The organism is Ruegeria sp. K3, from assembly GCF_056531845.1.
The window spans coordinates 95618-110216 of record NZ_JBQFMM010000006.1; the positions used below are offsets into that span (position 1 = coordinate 95618).

Annotated in this window: 11 protein-coding genes; 5 read left to right on the top strand and 6 right to left on the bottom strand. The window is 57.4% G+C overall.

The window, feature by feature from the left end; genetic code table 11:
* Positions 1-44: 44 nt before the first annotated feature.
* Both ACR0MP_RS12540 and ACR0MP_RS12545 read left to right on the top strand, forming a co-directional pair.
* Entirely contained in the window at positions 45-815 is a 771-nt protein-coding gene (locus ACR0MP_RS12540; protein ID WP_170393886.1) for a transporter substrate-binding domain-containing protein, read from the top strand.
* Between the two features lie 45 nt (positions 816-860).
* On the top strand, positions 861-1598 hold the full coding sequence (locus tag ACR0MP_RS12545) for a creatininase family protein (RefSeq protein ID WP_170407349.1): 738 nt from the start codon (positions 861-863) through the stop codon (positions 1596-1598).
* Positions 1599-1629: 31 nt separating this feature from the next.
* On the opposite strand, the gene ACR0MP_RS12550 is transcribed toward ACR0MP_RS12545, so the two are convergent.
* The 6 genes from ACR0MP_RS12550 to ACR0MP_RS12575 form a co-directional block, all read right to left on the bottom strand.
* Positions 1630-3342 carry an ABC transporter ATP-binding protein gene (locus tag ACR0MP_RS12550; protein WP_170736041.1) on the bottom strand — a complete coding sequence of 571 codons (1713 nt, stop codon included), beginning with the start codon at positions 3340-3342 and terminating at the stop codon, positions 1630-1632.
* Positions 3343-3346: 4 nt separating this feature from the next.
* The gene (locus ACR0MP_RS12555) at positions 3347-4297 is read right to left on the bottom strand and encodes an ABC transporter permease (protein WP_170407343.1); all 951 of its coding nucleotides are present in this window, start codon (positions 4295-4297) and stop codon (positions 3347-3349) included.
* Complete coding sequence (locus ACR0MP_RS12560) at positions 4294-5271, bottom strand: ABC transporter permease (protein WP_170407340.1); 978 nt, start codon at positions 5269-5271, stop codon at positions 4294-4296. Before ACR0MP_RS12560 ends, ACR0MP_RS12555 begins: the two co-directional genes overlap by 4 nt.
* 88 nt (positions 5272-5359) lie before the next feature.
* Entirely contained in the window at positions 5360-6925 is a 1566-nt protein-coding gene (locus tag ACR0MP_RS12565; protein WP_170407338.1) for an ABC transporter substrate-binding protein, read from the bottom strand.
* A gap of 149 nt (positions 6926-7074) precedes the next feature.
* Positions 7075-8655, bottom strand: coding sequence for an ABC transporter substrate-binding protein (locus ACR0MP_RS12570; protein WP_170393897.1), 1581 nt, complete (start codon positions 8653-8655; stop codon positions 7075-7077).
* Between the two features lie 209 nt (positions 8656-8864).
* Positions 8865-11171 (bottom strand): Tex family protein, encoded by a 2307-nt coding sequence (locus tag ACR0MP_RS12575; protein WP_480886578.1) that lies wholly within the window; start codon positions 11169-11171, stop codon positions 8865-8867.
* Positions 11172-11337: 166 nt separating this feature from the next.
* Between ACR0MP_RS12575 and ACR0MP_RS12580 the strand changes: the two genes are divergently transcribed.
* From ACR0MP_RS12580 to ACR0MP_RS12590, 3 genes are read left to right on the top strand one after another with little or no spacing between them, the layout of a single operon-like run.
* The gene (locus ACR0MP_RS12580) at positions 11338-12804 is read left to right on the top strand and encodes a DUF4153 domain-containing protein (RefSeq protein WP_480886580.1); all 1467 of its coding nucleotides are present in this window, start codon (positions 11338-11340) and stop codon (positions 12802-12804) included.
* Positions 12782-13459, top strand: a complete 678-nt coding sequence (locus ACR0MP_RS12585; protein ID WP_170393903.1) for a response regulator transcription factor — start codon at positions 12782-12784, stop codon at positions 13457-13459. Before ACR0MP_RS12580 ends, ACR0MP_RS12585 begins: the two co-directional genes overlap by 23 nt.
* A complete protein-coding gene (locus tag ACR0MP_RS12590) occupies positions 13447-14412 on the top strand; it encodes a sensor histidine kinase (protein WP_170422740.1) in 966 nt (321 codons plus the stop codon). Before ACR0MP_RS12585 ends, ACR0MP_RS12590 begins: the two co-directional genes overlap by 13 nt.
* Positions 14413-14599: the final 187 nt, after the last annotated feature.

Consider the following 14599-nt stretch of genomic DNA (forward strand, 5'->3'; position numbering starts at 1 on the left):
CAATGTCGTGATAAAAAGACTAACGCCACCAACGGGAGAACCACATGAAACGTTTTGTTAAAGTCGCGGCTGCGGCTGCGCTCGGTCTTGTGATCAGCGGCGCTGCGCAAGCTCAGTCGGCTCTGAATGAGATTTTGGATGACGGCGTGCTGAAAGTGGGGACAACCGGTGACTGGAACCCGATGTCACTGCGCGATCCGGCGACTAACAGCTATAAAGGCTATGATATCGACATCATGAACGCGCTGGCAGCTGATCTGGGTGTTGAGGTCGAATATGTGCCCACCGACTGGAAAACATTGGTCAATGGTGTGGTAGCTGGGAAGTACCACATCACCGGTTCGGCTTCGATCTCACCTCCGCGCATGAAAGTTGCAGGGTTTTCCGACAGTTACATCGCGGTTGAGTTGTTTCCCTACACAACCAAGGAAAAGGCCGACAAATTTGATGGCTACGACTCGATCAACAAGCCAGACGTGAAGGTTGCTACTACCCTGGGCACCACCTTTGAAAAGCGCGTGCGCGAATGGTTCCCCGATGCGGATATCAAAGTGGTCGAAGCTCCTGCACGTGGTTTTCAGGAGGTCTTGGCCGGTCGTGCAGATGTGTTCATAACCTCGAATATCGAGGGATCGACCCTTGAAGCAAAGTTCCCGGTCGTCCGCGTCAAGAATGCCGGTCCACGTTCTCCTTCTCCTATCGCGATGCTGTTGCCGCAAAGCGATCAGGTCTGGATCAACTATGTGAACAACTGGATTGAAGTGAAAAAAGCCCAAGGCTTCTTTGACGAAAACCGGGAACGCTGGGGTCTCTGATCAGAGGCCCTAGTAACTGGAGCGCCTGCGAGAGTTTTCAAAGTCATGAAACTTGAGCACATGACATGGTACGAGGTTGACACTCGTATCAATGCCGGAGCGGCCGTGTTGCTGCCGGTTGGATCGACCGAGCAGCACGGCCCGATGGGTCGCATTGGCACCGACACGATTTGCGCCGAGGCTGTCGCACTCGCTGCCGCCAGGCAATGCGAGGGTATCGTCGCTCCGGCGCTGGCCTACACGCCAGCGCCTTTCAACACGGGATTTCCCGGAACGGTGTCTATTTCAGCCGAAACCTTTCGCATCATCGCAGATGAGGTGATCCGGGGGCTCTTGCAGCAAGGTTTCGTTGGAGTGTTCATAGTGAACGGACACGGGGCCAATCTGGCGCCTCTTCGGCAGATCGAAAGCGAAATTGCTGGTGGTCAATTGCTGATCCGTAGCTGGTGGGAGCCGAACGCTGTGAACGTATTGCGGCAGCAGCTCTATGGTGATTGGGAAGGGATGCACGCCACCCCCTCGGAGATTGCCATAACCCAGTCTTTGCTTGGACCATTGCCTGCCAATCAGGCCGCTGAGCCGCCCCAGAAACTCAGCGCCGAATACATCCGGGATCACGCAGGGGATCGCCATGGTCCACCCGACGAGCATCGCGCGGACTTTCCGGATGGCCGCGTTGGATCGCATTCAGCTTTGGCCAATCCTCAGGATGGCGAGCGTCTGCTGGCGATAGCAGCTGCGGCTATCGCTGCCGAGTTCCGGGCATTCGAACAAGGCCTCTAGTCACGGAGCGCCTGCGACGGGTGTCGCGGCCCTATTCTGCTTCGACCCCAAGCCCGTCAGTCGACAGGTCATCGAGTTTCGGCATCAACCGCAACAGTTCTTGCGCGTATTCGGTTTTCGGACTGGCAAACAGATCGCTGGTGTCCTGAACCTCGACGATTTGTCCTTGTTTCATGACCGCGACTCGGTCACACATCTGGCGCACCACAGGTAGGTCGTGGCTAATGAACAGCATGGTCAGGCCCAGATGCTCTTGCAGGTCTTTCAGGATGTTCAAAATCTGCGCCTGGATCGAAACGTCGAGCGCGCTTGTGGGCTCATCGCAGATCAGGAACCGGGGTTGTGTCGCCAATGCGCGGGCAATCGAAATACGCTGGCGCTGACCGCCCGAGAACTCATGTGGATATTTCAGCCCGGCCTCTGACCCCAGCCCCACTTGATCCAGCAATTCGTCCACGCGGCGCTTGACGTCGGCACCTTCCATCAGGCGGTGATGGCGGATCGGCTCCGCCACAATTTCATCCACCCGCATACGCGGATTGAGAGACGAGTAGGGGTCCTGAAAGATCATCTGGATGTTCTTGCGGTACTCTTCCTGCACCGTACGATTACTCAGATCGCTTACCAGTTGTCCGTCAAAGGTGATGGTACCACCATCCACAGGATAGAGCCCTGCAATCATCCGCGCGACGGTGGACTTGCCCGATCCGGACTCACCGACAACCCCAAAGACCTCACCTGAACGAATGTCAAAGCTGACGTTGTCGACAGCGGTGAAGTAGGTACGATCCCAAGGCAGTAATCCACGCTTTTGCAGGAATTTCTTCGTCAGGTTGCGGATTTCAAAGATCGGTTTGCTGGCGTCGTTATCCACCTTGGGCCAGTGGCGTGCCATATCCTCGATCGCGAAACGCGTTTCACGCCCGCCATAGCTGATCTGAGGGAAACGATGCAGTTTCAGCGTCGGGCGTGGTACCGCGGCGATCAGGGACTTGGTGTATTCGTGTTGCGGCTGGCCCATCACCTGTGCCGTGGTGCCGCTTTCAACCACCTTGCCCGCATACATCACGGTCACGCGGTCAGTTGTATCGGCGATCACGCCCATATCATGGGTGATCAGGATGACACCCACCTGACGCTCTTGTGCCAGTTCCTTGATCAGGTCCAGAATCTGGGCCTGAACGGAAACATCCAAAGCCGTCGTGGGTTCATCGGCGATGATCACATCCGGTTCGGTGCAAAGTGCCAGAGCAATCACCACGCGTTGCCGCATGCCGCCCGAGAACTGGTGCGGGTACTGATCCAGCCGAGTATCCGGGTCTGGGATGCCAACGCGATCAATCAAATCACGGGCGCGCTTGCTTGCTTCGGCCTCGGATCCACCCAGATGGGCCTGGATCGTCTCGACCAGTTGTTCGCGCACTGTAAATAGCGGGTTCAGCGACGTAAGCGGGTCTTGAAAGATCATCGAGATCTTCTTGCCGCGTAGCCCGCGCATCGCCTCGGCATCGATGCCGCTGATCTTATCGCCGCCCAGCTTAATCTGGCCGCTGGCAATGCGACCTGGGCGTTCCAGAAGGCCCATCACGGCAGCGCCGATGGTGGATTTACCTGCCCCGGATTCGCCCACAAGTCCGTGGATTTCGCCGGGTTCTACAGAAAGGCTGGCGTGGTCCACTGCGGTAAACAGCTGGCGGCGGGTCGGGAATTCGACGGTGAGGTCTTGGATGGTCAGAAGGCTCATGAAATCACCGCAGTTTTGGGTTCAGCGCGTCGCGCAACCAGTCGCCCAACAGGTTGACCGACAGGGCAAGGGCCAGAAGCGTGCAGGCCGGGAAGAACAAAATCCACCATTCGCCCGAGAACAGGAAACCCTGCCCGATCCGGATTAGTGTCCCCAGCGACGGCTGGGTCGGGGGAGCGCCCACACCCAGAAAACTCAATGTGGCCTCAGCAATGATCGCAAGCGCCAGCGAGATGGTCGCAATAACAAGAACAGGGCTGAGGACATTGGGTAGGATGTGACGGAACATGATCGGGAACGATCCACGCCCGATCAGGCGCGCGGCTTGTACATATTCTTTGTTTTTCTCGACCAGAGCAGCACCACGGACGACGCGTGCGAACTGCACCCAGTCCGACAACGCAATCGCGATGATCAGAACATAGATTGCCATCTCATCGCGGTATTCCGGCGGAGTGATTCCTTTGGCAATCCCAAAGATCAGCATTGCGACCAAAATGGCCGGGAACGTCAGTTGCACGTCTGCGATACGCATGATCAGCGTCTCGATCCAACCTCCGAAATACGCAGCGATCAGACCGAGGATCACGCCGATGATCAAGGCAAGAAGCACAGCAGAGGCACCTACGAACAATGAAATGCGCAACCCGTAGAGGATGGTCGAGAACACATCGCGCCCTTGGTCATCCGTGCCTAGCAAAAAGGTCTCTTGCGTGAACGCATTGGGCGTACCTGGCGGTGTGAACCCGTTCATCAGGTTCAGTGTTGCTGGATCGAACGGGTTATATGGCGCGATCAGCGGGGCAAAGATCGCCGCCAGCACCAGAATGACCACGACCAAAGATGCGATCATGGCTACCGGAGAGTGCCGGAAAGACCAGGCGAAATCGCTGTCCCAGAATTTAGCCATACGCGATTTAGGCGCGACTTTCGGGGTTTCCATCGTTTCGGTCATGTGGCCCTCGCGTCGACACGCAGGCGCGGGTCAATGGCATAGTACAGAAGGTCGACAATCAGGTTGATTGTCACGAACATCACTGAGATCAGCATCAGATAGGCAGCCATAACGGGGATATCCACGAACTGGATCGCGTTGATGAACAGCAAGCCGACGCCCGGCCATTGGAACACCGTTTCGGTGATGATGGCAAAAGCGATGATCGACCCCAGCTGAAGGCCCGTGATGGTGATCACCGGCACAAGAGTGTTCTTCAGCGCGTGGCGGAAATTGATCACCCGGTCCGACAGCCCTCGGGCGCGGGCAAAGCGGACATAGTCAGCGCGCAGAACCTCCAGCATCTCGGACCGGACAAGCCGCATGATCAGTGTCATTTGATAGAGGCCCAGCGTGATTGCAGGCAATATCAACGCCTTGAGCCCCGAGGTCGTCAGAAACCCGGTGGACCAACTGCCAATCATAACGGTCTCGCCCCTCCCGAAACTGGGCAGTAGGTCAAGTTCAACCGAGAAAACATAGATCAGCAGGATACCTATAAGGAACGTCGGCAGCGAAACCCCGATCAAGGAAACAGTCATGATCACATTGGCAGCGATCCCTTGTCGTCGGATTGCAGTAAAGACACCGAGGGCAATGCCCATCGTGATCGCAAGAAAGCCGGACACAAAGGCCAATTCCAACGTCGCCGGGGCGCGTTCCACCAGGATGGTCGAGACCGGTCGCCCCTGGCGATAAGACACACCGAAATTGCCCTGAACAGCGCCTTGCAGGAACTTGGCGTATTGCACAACAAAGGGTTGGTCCAACCCAAGTTCGGTCCGTAGGCGGTCAATGTCGGCCTGCGTGCGCTCTTGCCCCAGCATGTTGTCGATCGGGTCGCCAACAAATCGGAACATCGAAAAGGCGACCAACCCCACGACCAACAGCACTATGACGGACTGGAACATCCGTCTGACGATATATGCGAGCATATGTTTCCCTCGTAGATCGGTCTCTCTAGGCCGACCTTGACCAGATGGTCAAGAGAGTGCTGTCAACCCAACGCGACGTTGCCGCCGATCAATTCACATTCACCCAACGCAGCAGGAAGAAGTTGTCCGGACGCTGCGTGACCTCGACATTGCTGCGCGTGCCCCAAACCAACGGCTGGACATACATCGGCACATAAACGTGTTCGTCCTGATAGATTTGGGTAACCTCGTCCAGCATCGCCTGACGCTTGGCCTCATCCAGTTCTGACTGGATCATCGGCAACAGCTCATCGACACGTGCATTCGAGAAGCCGCCGAAGTTCCAGCTACCCAGCTTTTTCTCTTCGTTGGGGGTTGCGACAAGGAACCGGACCGGATGCTCGGCGTCGAACGTACCGGGGCTCCAGCCCAGCAGGTACATGTCGTAATTATCTTCGCGCAGTTCCGGCCAATAGTTCCGCACTGGCATCGCGTCCAGCTCGGCGGTGATCCCGATCTGAGCCAGCATACCAACGACGGCCTGACAGACGGCCTCGTCATTAAGGTAGCGGTCATTGGGGCATTTCAGGCCAAATGAGAAACCATCTGCATATCCGGCCTCGGCCAGCAGCGCCTTTGCCGATTCCACATCAAACGCGGGGCGTCCGGCGTTGGCTTCGGAGAACCCGCTCATGGCTGGGCTGACGAGCTGCGATGCGGGCTCGGCATTTCCGCGCATGATCGTGGCCAGAATGGCGTCGACATTCACCGCTTGCGCAACTGCCTGCCGCACGCGCGCGTCACGGAACGGGTTGGGTTTGCCCGCATCGTCTGTGTATTTCAGCGTGTCAGCCTCGTGGTCGAAGCCCAGCATGATTACGCGCGCCTCAATGCCCTGGATGACATCGACCTCTGCGTTCTGCTGCAGCCGTGCGACGTCCTGAATGGGGACCGGGTTGATCATGTCCACATCGCCCGATAGCAGCGCCGCTACGGCCGTGGCAGGATTTTGGATCGGATTAAATTCTGCACGGGTGATGTTGTGTTCAACATCCCCCCACCAGCCTTCATAAGGTTCCAACACGGTCTTAAGACCCGGCTCGCGCTCGGTCACCTTGAACGCGCCGGTGCCGTTGGCGTTGATGGTGGCGTAGTTTCCGGTTTCTTTGTCGGGGACCACGGCGTCGTTGGCCTCAGTCCAGTCTTGATCCATGATCATCCAGTTGGCAATCGATGACGGAAACAGCGGGTTAGGTGCTGTGGTCATGATATCAACGGTGTAGTCATCAACTACAATGACGTCACTGACAGGAGCGAACCAACTGCGCGTGTCCGCCGCCTCACCCGAGGCGCGTTGGTAGCTGAACAGCACATCTTGCGCGTCAAAGCTGCTTCCGTCGTGAAAGGTCACGCCCTGACGCAGATTGAACCGCCATCCTTCGCCGTCGCCGATTGGCTCCCAACTGACAGCCAACGCGGGCTCAACGCTCATATCCTTACCGCGGCGGACCAGCCCTTCGTAGACGTTGTTCAGGAACCCGAGAACTGGGGCCGAGTTGACCGCGTGAGGGTCCATCGTCTGCGGATCGGTGGTCGAGGCCCACTTGAATTCGGCCGCCTGCGCGGTGCTTGCAAGCAACATGGTCAGGCCGATTGCACTGTTTCTGAGGATCATGGCGAAATCTCCCTGTTAGCGCTGAAACAATCCAGCTTTTTCGCTGCCACGTAAAGCCGTTCCTGCGCCGAGATCACAGGTCCGTTACCGACGGCGCAAACAAGAACAGGGCGCGTTTCCGCGCCCTGCATACCATCACAGAGGATAGTTTAGTTCATCTCAAAGTATTTGATCTTCGGTGAATCTTCCGGCTCGACGATGGTGCCCACGCCCGATTTCATGCCCCAGTTCAGCACCTGATGGTGGATCGGGATATAGAGCTGTTCATCCTGAACAACCTGCCAGATATCACCGATCTGCTGATCACGTGCGGGTAGATCAGTTTCAGAGGCAAGGGCCACGATTTTGGCATCCAGATCCGGGTTGGAGTAGCGTGTGCCATTCCACGAGCCGTACTTTTCGCCCTTCGAATGGACGAGGAAGTTGAAGATGTACTCCGAGTCATAAGTCGGAACACCCCAGCCCAGCATGTAGAAATCTGTTTCTAGGTTGTTGATCAACGGGAAGTGCTGGGCTTTCGGTTTGGCGTCCAAGTTAACTGTGACGCCGATCTGGGCCAGCATTCCAACCGCTGCCTGACAGATCGCCTCATCATTGATGTAGCGGTCATTCGGGCAGTTCAGGGTCAGCGAGAATCCATCAGGATAGCCTGCTTCGGCCATCAACGCCTTGGCCCCTTCGATATCGGTTGACGAGGACGCATCCATATCTGCATCCCAACCATTCACAAACGGAGGTGAGATCATACCAGCAGGAGCAGACTGACCACGCATCACGACCTGTTTGATCGCATCACGATTGATCGCTTTTGACATCGCCTGTCGAACGCGGACATCAGCCAGCGGGTTCTTACCATCCACATTGTCCGAGGTCAGATCAGCGTCGCCCATGTTCATGCCAAAGAAAATTACCCGGTTCTGCGGCGCGGTGCGTACGTCCAGACCATCGGTTCCGGCTACACGCTCGAGGTCCTGTACGGGCACGTCCTGAATAAAATCAACCTCACCCGACAGCAGCGCGGCAACACGGGTCGCGGCGTTCTGGATCGGCGTATAGATGATCTCGGTCACCTGCAGCGGGAACTCATCCTTGCCCCAATAGCCGTCATAGGCGGCCAGGACGGTTTTCACGTCGGGCTCGCGGCTGACCAGCTTGTAGGGGCCGGTGCCATTGGCGTTCTTGGCCGCAAACGTGTCTTCGCCGCCCTCATAGTCCTGAACCTTGACGGCGTTGTTTGCCTCGGCCCAACCTTTGTCCATCATGAACATGTTGGTCAGATTGTTGGGCATGATCGGGTTCGGGCCGTCAGTTTCGATCTCGATCGTGAACTTGTCGGGCGCACGCACCTCTTTCACAGACGCCAGCAGTTCTTTGTAATCCGAATCCGGCGTCATCGCGCGGTTCAGCGAAAACACGACATCCTCGCTGTCGAACTCGGCACCGTCGTGGAAGGTAACGCCCTCGCGCAGTTTGAACACCCAGACATTCGGATTTTCTTCCGATGGTGCCCATTCGGTCGCCAGCGATGGAACCAGTGCGCCTGAGTGATCACGCATCACCAGCGTTTCCATGATCTGGTGCGCCATGGCCGAGGTCGGGCCTTCGTTTTGCGCATGCGGGTCCAGCGTCAGCGCATCACCTGCACGGGCCCATCGCAGCGTCTCCGCCGAAGCGCCCGCCGCGATCATCGCCGTTGCACTGGCGGCAAGCATCAGAGTTTTGAATGACATAAGTCGTCTCCCCATTTTTTGTTGTGGCCGCATTTTCATACGGTTGGCCGAATTTTTCGGCCATCATGGGCCAGCATCATCCAGATCATGGTCCGAGTTGCAACACCCGAATGTTAGCGCCCTGCTTTTCTTTCTGTCTGCCGGGGCTTAGGTGAATGTAGGTCATGCAGAAACACGCCTCGTATTTAGCCCTATGACAGGGTTGCCGCCTAACGTTTATTGAAGGCGTCTCTAAGAGCGTCACCAAAGGCCCCGTTCTGGGTGCTCTGACCCCCATGGCTGCGCCGCTGTTCCCCTGGCTTGGGTGTTCGTGCCGGTTTGCCCTTGCCACGGAGTGCATTGCCCTCGCGTGCCGAAGCACCACCGTCCTTGCGCATGGACAGCCCAATGCGCTTACGTGGAACGTCGACTTCGACCACCGTCACTTTGACAACTTGCCCGGTTTTGACCACCTCATGCGGGTCCTTCACGAACCGATCGGCCAGTTGGCTGACATGAACCAACCCGTCCTGATGCACGCCAATGTCGACAAACGCGCCGAAGGCGGCGACGTTGGTGACGGTACCCTCCAGCACCATGCCGGGCTTCAGGTCCGTGATTTCCTCAACCCCGTCCGTAAACGACGCCGTTTTGAAACTGGGTCGCGGGTCTCGGCCGGGCTTCTCCAATTCGGTGAAAATGTCGCGAACCGTTGGCAAGCCGAAGGTGTCACTCAAAAACTGCTCGGCGCGCAGGTCTTTCAGCGCGCCTTCATGCCCCATGATTTGGCGAATGTCGCGCCCACATGCTGCCACTACCCGACGGGCGACATCGTAAGCCTCGGGGTGAACCGAGGAGGCGTCCAGAGGCTCTGAACCGTCGCGAATTCGCAGGAAACCTGCACACTGCTCGAAGGCGCGTGGACCAAGACGCGCCACCTTTAGCAAATCCTTGCGAGACGCAAAGGCACCATGAATATCTCGGTGCGTGACGATCGCCTCGGCCAATCCCGGTCCCAGACCCGAGACGTGCGAAAGCAAGGGGGCTGAAGCTGTATTCAGATCCACGCCCACAGCGTTCACCACATCTTCGATCACCGACTCCAGTGACTGTGACAAGCGGTGCTGATCAACATCGTGCTGATACTGACCGACGCCGATGCTCTTGGGTTCAATCTTGACCAGTTCAGCCAAGGGATCTTGTAGCCGGCGGGCAATCGAGACCGCTCCACGTAGCGAGACGTCGAGGTCGGGAAATTCGCGCGCGGCAAGCTCGGATGCCGAGTAGACCGAGGCTCCAGCCTCGGAAACGACGACCTTGGTGGGCGCTTTGACGGTCTTGGGCAGAAGCGACAGCGTATCGGCCACCAAACGCTCAGTCTCGCGGCTGGCTGTGCCGTTGCCGATGGCTATAAGCTCGATTTTATGTGTAGCGATAAGGTTCAGGATTGCCGCTTGTGCACCACGCAGATCATTCTTGGGCTGAAACGGATATAGCGTATCCGTTGCAACCACCTTGCCGGTTGCATCCACCACGGCGGCTTTAACCCCGGTGCGAATACCGGGATCCAACCCAAGCGTCGGACGTGCCCCCGCCGGAGCAGCGAATAGCAGATCCTTTAGGTTGCGCGAAAACACTTGAATTGCCTCGTCTTGTGCGCGGCTGCGCAGGTCGGCCATCAGCTCGACCATCATCGACAGCGACAGCTTGACCCGCCATGTCCAGCCCGCGACCTGGCGTAGCCACTTGTCACCAGGAGTATCACCGCGCGTGTTCAGATGAGCCGCAACCATGGCCTCGGCCCGCGCGGCGCCCGCTTCGGGTTCGGGAGCAATGTCTAGCGTTACGATCCCTTCCTTCGAGGCGCGCAACATTGCCAGCGCTCGATGTGACGGGGTTTTCGACCAAAGCTCGGAATGATCAAAGTAATCGCTGAACTTGGCACCTTCCTGTTCCTTGCCCTCGACGACCTTTGCGCTCAGCAACGCCTCACGTTGCATGAAGTTTCGGAGCTCTCCCAGCAAAGCAGCGTTTTCGGTAAGCCGCTCTGTGATGATGTCCCGTGCACCATTCAGCGCGTCTTTGGTCGTGGGGACAGCCTCAATCAGATACCCTTCAGCCAGCCCTTCTGGTTCAGCCAACCGGTCCGACAGAATCGCATCGGCCAGCGGCTGCAGACCATTCTCGCGGGCAATCATCGCCTTGGTCCGGCGTTTGGGCTTGTACGGCAGATAAATGTCTTCCAACTGCGCCTTGATTTCGGCTTGGGCGATCGATTTCACCAGATCGTCCGTCAGTTTCCCCTGATCCTTGATCGAGGACAGAATCGCCTCGCGCCGGGCCTCAAGCTCACGCAGATAATTCAGTCGCTCAGAAAGGGTGCGCAATTGGGTATCATCCAGCCCGCCGGTCACTTCCTTCCGATAACGGGCGACAAAGGGCACGGTCGCACCTTCATCCAACAACCTGACCGCGGCCCCAACCTGTTCCGCGCGGGCGTTAATCTCGGTGGCGATGGTGCGGGCGATACGGTCCAAAGGGGCCTCCTGACTTGCGGTTGGAAGATCGTCTTAGCCACCGGCACGCACAAGGGGAAGAGGCTGCGCTGCGAAAAGCACCTCTGCACAAAAAATGCACGACCCTTACGCGGTGATCTGCACCTGGCTAGGCCAGACAGAACCAACACAAACAAGGAGCAGTTAAATGGGACAGTTCATCGTGCGCGGTGTACCGGCATCAGTTTTACAAGATAGTTGGTGGCTGGACACCCCTGATCGAGGCACAAACCGAGCCGATGGCTTAGCGGAACCCGGCAATCTCCACGCTTTTTTGGGTTTGGTGTTTCTGGTTGCGCTCGCCGATTTTCTGTTTTTCGACCATTCTCCTGGCCTTTCAATCGCACTCTTTACGTTGGCGTTTTCCGCTGTCGTGTTTGCCTTACTGCGCCGCCGTGGTGGACTTGTCGGGCCAGCCCTTCTTTTGCTGCTTAGCATTCTTCCGGTGGTGGAATATGTTCAAGCCCTGTCCGTAGCTTTCTTGCTGGGTGGATCGACCATTGCGCTGTGTTGGGCCGTGCTGGGCAATCATGAGGTCGCTTCGGTTCGCCGGTTTCTGTCTCTGTTTCCAATATTGGCGCTCAGACACGGGATAGTGGCGGTTCAGAAAGGTCATTCGGTTTCCCGCGTTGACGGGGTTGCCCTTCGTACACTGCGCAACTGGAGTTTCCCGATCGGAGGCGCACTGATCTTTGCTTCGCTGATGGTTGCGGCCAATCCGGTCTTGTCTGATTGGATCGATCGGATTTGGCGATTTGATCTGCGGTTCGACCGACTGCTATTCTGGATCGGGGCGGCAATCACGATCTGGCCCTTTCTTGCGGTCACCCTGCGGCCTGACTTGCTTGCCCCCCGATTTGGCCCCGGACGCAAGCGCCCATTGCCTGCCTTTGGCTTGAATGCCCAATCCGTTGCCAATGCGCTAATGGTGTTCAACTTGCTGCTGGCGGTGCAAACTGGGATGGACATGGTCTTTCTCTGGGGCAATGCCAAGTTGCCCGAGGGGATGACCTATGCTGAATATGCTCATCGCGGGGCATACCCACTCTTGGTCACAGCTTTGCTGGCGGGCGCATTTGCCTTGGCCGCGCGACCCTATCTGAACGAGCGGCAGGGGCTGACAAGATGGATGATGCTGTGGCTGGCGCAGAATGTACTGCTGGTGATCTCATCGCTGATGCGCCTGTCGCTTTACGTTGATTTCTACGGGCTGACCTATTTGCGTGTTCATGCGGCAATATGGATGGCGCTGGTTGCTGTGGGCTTGTGTCTGACCGGTTGGCAAATTTTGCTGGGTAAATCGAACCGTTGGTTATTGCTGCGATCTGCGATCCTGGGGATTGGCGTGCTCTATGCATGCTGCTTCGTGAATTTTTCAGCCTTAATCGCCCGTTGGAATCTGGAAAATCCGATACGGTTTGATGCCTACTACGCATGTCAGCTCAATGAGATGGCGGCGGCAGAGTTGCTGAAGGACAAACGGGTACGCAATTGCGTAACCCCTCCGGTCGTCGACAATTGGAGGAATTGGGGCTTTCGCGCAGATCGGGTGATCCGTAATCTGGCCGTCGAACCCATGCCGGAGAAGGTAGATGAAAATCCTCGTCGTGGATGATGATCCACGCCTGCGAGAGCTGGTCTCGATCACGCTTGAGCGCGCGGGCTACCAAACGGTTACCGCCCGCGATGGCCAAATGGCTCTAACCCACGCGATGCGGGAAGCGCCTGATCTTGTCGTGCTGGATGTCGGCCTGCCTGAGATCGATGGGCTTGAGGTTTGTCGCCGCTTGCGGGCACGCTCGGACGTACCAATCTTGTTCCTGACCGCGCGTGATGACGAGATTGATCGCATATTGGGCCTCGAGTTGGGAGCGGATGATTACGTGACCAAACCTTTCAGCCCCCGTGAGTTGGTTGCACGGATCAAAGCCATCCTGAAACGCAGCAAACCGGGTGCTGCAGAGCTTCTCCTGCGGCATGGCCCGGTTGAAATGGATGTGTCGGCGCATTTGGTTCGGGTCGACGGCAATGCGCTTGCCTTAACCGCAACCGAGCTGTCGATTTTGCGTCGCCTGATGCAAACGCCCGCCGCCATCGTCTCGCGACCACAATTGGTTGATGCGATTTATGGCGCAGGCAGTCCGGTCTCGGATAGGACACTGGATAGTCATTTGCGGAACTTACGACGCAAGTTGGGGGATCAGGGCTGGGCCGGTGCCATCGAAACCGTGCATGGGATCGGATTGCGGATGGGTGCATGGCCGGGCTGAGACGCAAATGGCGCCCTTCGCTGGGTTTTGTTCTTGGCGGAGGTCTCGCGGGTACGCTCGCCCTGTCTCTGCTGGGTCTGATCGCGCTGCGGTATCTTGGACCTGAGATCGGGTTTCGAAACGCTGCGGGCTTGCTGGCGATCGTGATCGGATGTGCGACCGGAGTGGTCGGATACCTTATGGTTCGGCTTCTGCTCCGCCCCATAACGTCGCTGGCGACCTATTCAGGGGCCATTGAACAAGGGCAACGCGCCGAGCCGCCCGATCACTACGGCACACAAGAACTGTCGCGCCTCGCCGGTTCGGTTCTGAGCATGGCGGATACACTGCAACGGCGCGAAGCTTCGATCCGCGTCTTTGCAGATCATGTCACGCATGAGTTGAAAACCCCTGTCACCGCGATCCGTGCGGCAGGAGAGTTGTTGGCCGAGGCCGAAACGCTCTCGGACCAGGATCACGCATTGCTGCAACAGATATTGGGCGCAAGCGATCAGATGCAAACGCAGCTCAGCGCTCTTAACACGGTTGCACAGGCACGAGTGCCGGAACATCATGGGGAGGCAAGCCTGAACGATCTTGCCGATCAGTTACGCGCTTCGTTTCCCGAATTGGACATCAGCATAGAAGGCGGCGATCAGGCATTGAACCTTGCAGCCTCTGGCCTGAAAATTGCCCTGCAACATCTTTTGGACAATGCACGCCGTCACGGGGCAAGGCAGGTGGTCCTGCACGCAGAACTCGGTCGATTGGTTGTCCAAGACGATGGTTCCGGCATATCCGACGGTAATCGGGACCGCATCTTCAACCCATTCTTTACAACCGCGCGCGAGAAGGGAGGGACCGGGATGGGCCTGACCATCGTTACAAACCTGTTGGGGGCACATGGCGGGCGGATTTTGCTGGTGCCTTCCAAGACCGGTGCGCGATTTGAGTTGGTGTTTCCGGGTGTGTGATATCACTCAATAGCCCAAACTAATTCGACCCGTGTCAATTTGCGCCGCTCAATACGATTGATCCCAAGCCAATCCTCATTTAAGGGAGGCCCTGTCAAATCAGAGTCACCCGTGGGGCCGTCATGTCCCCTTTGGGATTGGTGCCTATGTCACGGCGGCACATGCTCTTGGATCGCACGCCCCTGAA

Excerpts from the sequence above, each read along its gene's own strand:
- ACR0MP_RS12540 (WP_170393886.1), top strand. The coding sequence starts at position 45 with ATGAAACGTTTTGTTAAAGTCGCGGCTGCGGCTGCGCTCGGTCTTGTG.
- ACR0MP_RS12545 (WP_170407349.1), top strand. The coding sequence starts at position 861 with ATGAAACTTGAGCACATGACATGGTACGAGGTTGACACTCGTATCAAT.
- ACR0MP_RS12550 (WP_170736041.1), bottom strand. The coding sequence starts at position 3,342 with ATGAGCCTTCTGACCATCCAAGACCTCACCGTCGAATTCCCGACCCGC.
- ACR0MP_RS12555 (WP_170407343.1), bottom strand. The coding sequence starts at position 4,297 with ATGACCGAAACGATGGAAACCCCGAAAGTCGCGCCTAAATCGCGTATG.
- ACR0MP_RS12560 (WP_170407340.1), bottom strand. The coding sequence starts at position 5,271 with ATGCTCGCATATATCGTCAGACGGATGTTCCAGTCCGTCATAGTGCTG.
- ACR0MP_RS12565 (WP_170407338.1), bottom strand. The coding sequence starts at position 6,925 with ATGATCCTCAGAAACAGTGCAATCGGCCTGACCATGTTGCTTGCAAGC.
- ACR0MP_RS12570 (WP_170393897.1), bottom strand. The coding sequence starts at position 8,655 with ATGTCATTCAAAACTCTGATGCTTGCCGCCAGTGCAACGGCGATGATC.
- ACR0MP_RS12580 (WP_480886580.1), top strand. The coding sequence starts at position 11,338 with ATGGGACAGTTCATCGTGCGCGGTGTACCGGCATCAGTTTTACAAGAT.
- ACR0MP_RS12585 (WP_170393903.1), top strand. The coding sequence starts at position 12,782 with ATGAAAATCCTCGTCGTGGATGATGATCCACGCCTGCGAGAGCTGGTC.
- ACR0MP_RS12590 (WP_170422740.1), top strand. The coding sequence starts at position 13,447 with ATGGCCGGGCTGAGACGCAAATGGCGCCCTTCGCTGGGTTTTGTTCTT.